Consider the following 1,996-nt stretch of genomic DNA (forward strand, 5'->3'; position numbering starts at 1 on the left):
ACGGTGGGTCCGGATTCCGTCTCGTACGCGCCGAGCATGTGCGACAGGCGCAGCACCGGCAGGATCTGGTCCCGGTACTGCACCACCTCACGGCTGCCCGTGCGCTCGATCCGCTCCACCGGGAACTCCTCCAGACGGGTGACCATGTCCAGGGGAATCGCGACCCTGCGGTCGCCGACACCGGCGATGAGCAGCCGGCCGCCGTTGCCGTTGCCGCGCCGGACCGCCGTGTCGGCGTCCTTGTCCTCGGCGCCCGCTGCGAGCTGCGCCCGGCGGGCGAGGGACGCGACATCGAGGATCAGCGCGACCCGCCCGTCGCCGAGGAGGGTGGCGCCCGCGTAGACACCGATGTCCTTGAACCGGCTCGTGAGCGGCTTGACGACGACCTCCTCCGTGTTCAGGACACGGTCGACGACCAGGCCGAAACGCTTGCCCTCGGCCTGCAGGACGGCGACGTAGACGTCGCGGTCGCGGTCGCGTTCGCCGTCGCGGGCCAGGCCGAGGGTCTCGTCGAGGTACACCAGGGGCAGGAGTTTGCCCCTGAGCCGGTAGACCTGCGCACCCATGGCGTGTTCGACGACGCGTCCGGACTGCCCGTCGAGGTAGACCAGCTCATGCACCGCGACCTGCGGAATCACATACCGCTCATCACCACACTCGATCGTCAACGCCTGAATGATCGCGAGGGTCAACGGAATCGTCAACCGCCACGTCGTCCCCTTCCCCACCACCGAATCGACATCAACCGCACCACCGATCCGCTCGATATTCGTCTTCACCACATCCATACCCACACCACGACCCGACACATTCGTCACCGCCTTCGCGGTGGAGAACCCCGGCCGGAACACCAACCCCAGAACCTCCCGCCGATCCATCGCCGCCAACTGATCCCTCGACACCAGACCCTTCTCCACCGCAATCCTGGCAATCTTGTCCGGATCGATCCCCGAACCATCATCACGAACCTCGACAATCACATGCCCACCCTCGTGATAGGCCCGCAACGTCAACGTCCCCTCAGCACCCTTCCCCGCCGCCACCCGCTCCACAGGACTCTCAATCCCATGATCCACAGCATTCCGCACCAGATGGGTCAGCGGGTCCTTCACCGCCTCCAGGAGGGACCGATCGAGCTCGGTCTCCTTGCCCTCCTGCGCCAACCGGATCTGCTTACCGAACGTCGAAGACAGATCCCGCACCACCCGCGGCAACTTCGACCACAAATGATCGATCGCCTGCATCCGGGTCTTCATCACCGATTCCTGCAACTCAGACGTGATCAAATTCAACCGCTGACCCGTCCGCGTCATCCCCGGATCCGCCACCGACCCGATCGCCCGGATCAACTGATTCCGGGTCAACACCAACTCCCCCACCAGATTCATCAACTTGTCCAACAGATCCACATCCACCCGGATCGACTGATCCGCCACACTCCGCTTCGTCCCGGTGTCGTCGGCGGCGGCGGTGGGCGGCTGCCCGGCAGCGGCCGGCCTGCCCTTGGACGGCGCGGGAGGGGCGGCGGACGGCGGCGCGCTCGCAGCGGCGGGCGGTGGCGTGGCGGCCGGGGCCGCTGGTGCCGCTGGTGCCGCTGAGGTCTCCGCGGCCGGCGGGATCGCCACGACGGTCACCGGCTGGACGACGACGACCTCGACGGCCGGCGCGGCGGACGCGGCCTCGACGACCTCCCCGGCAACGACAGACCCGACACCCTCAGCGGTAGCGCTCCCAGGAGCGTCCTCGGCGGGCGCGGCGGCCGCGGCGGCCGGGGCAGCGGGGCGGGCGGGGGCGGGTTTGGCCGGGGCCGAGCCGTCGGTGATGCAGGCGTTGACAGCGGCGATCACACCGGTGTCGTCGCCCTCCAGCTCCCTACCGTGCTCCTCGATCTCCGACAGCAGCCCACGGACCGTGTCCACCATCCGCAACAACGCATCCGTCGTCGACGGCGTCATACCCTGCGCACCATCACGCAGACGCGACAACAACGACTCCC

General features: G+C 68.1%; 1 protein-coding gene. It reads right to left on the reverse strand.

The features are described from left to right. Nucleotides 1-1,955: chemotaxis protein CheA (locus ABZS58_RS51180; protein WP_354792102.1), on the reverse strand; the 1,955-nt coding region annotated here is incomplete at its 3' end. Between the last annotated feature and the right edge of the window lie 41 nt (nucleotides 1,956-1,996).

This window comes from Dactylosporangium sp. NPDC005555 (assembly GCF_040605635.1).
Taxonomy (GTDB): domain Bacteria; phylum Actinomycetota; class Actinomycetes; order Mycobacteriales; family Micromonosporaceae; genus Dactylosporangium.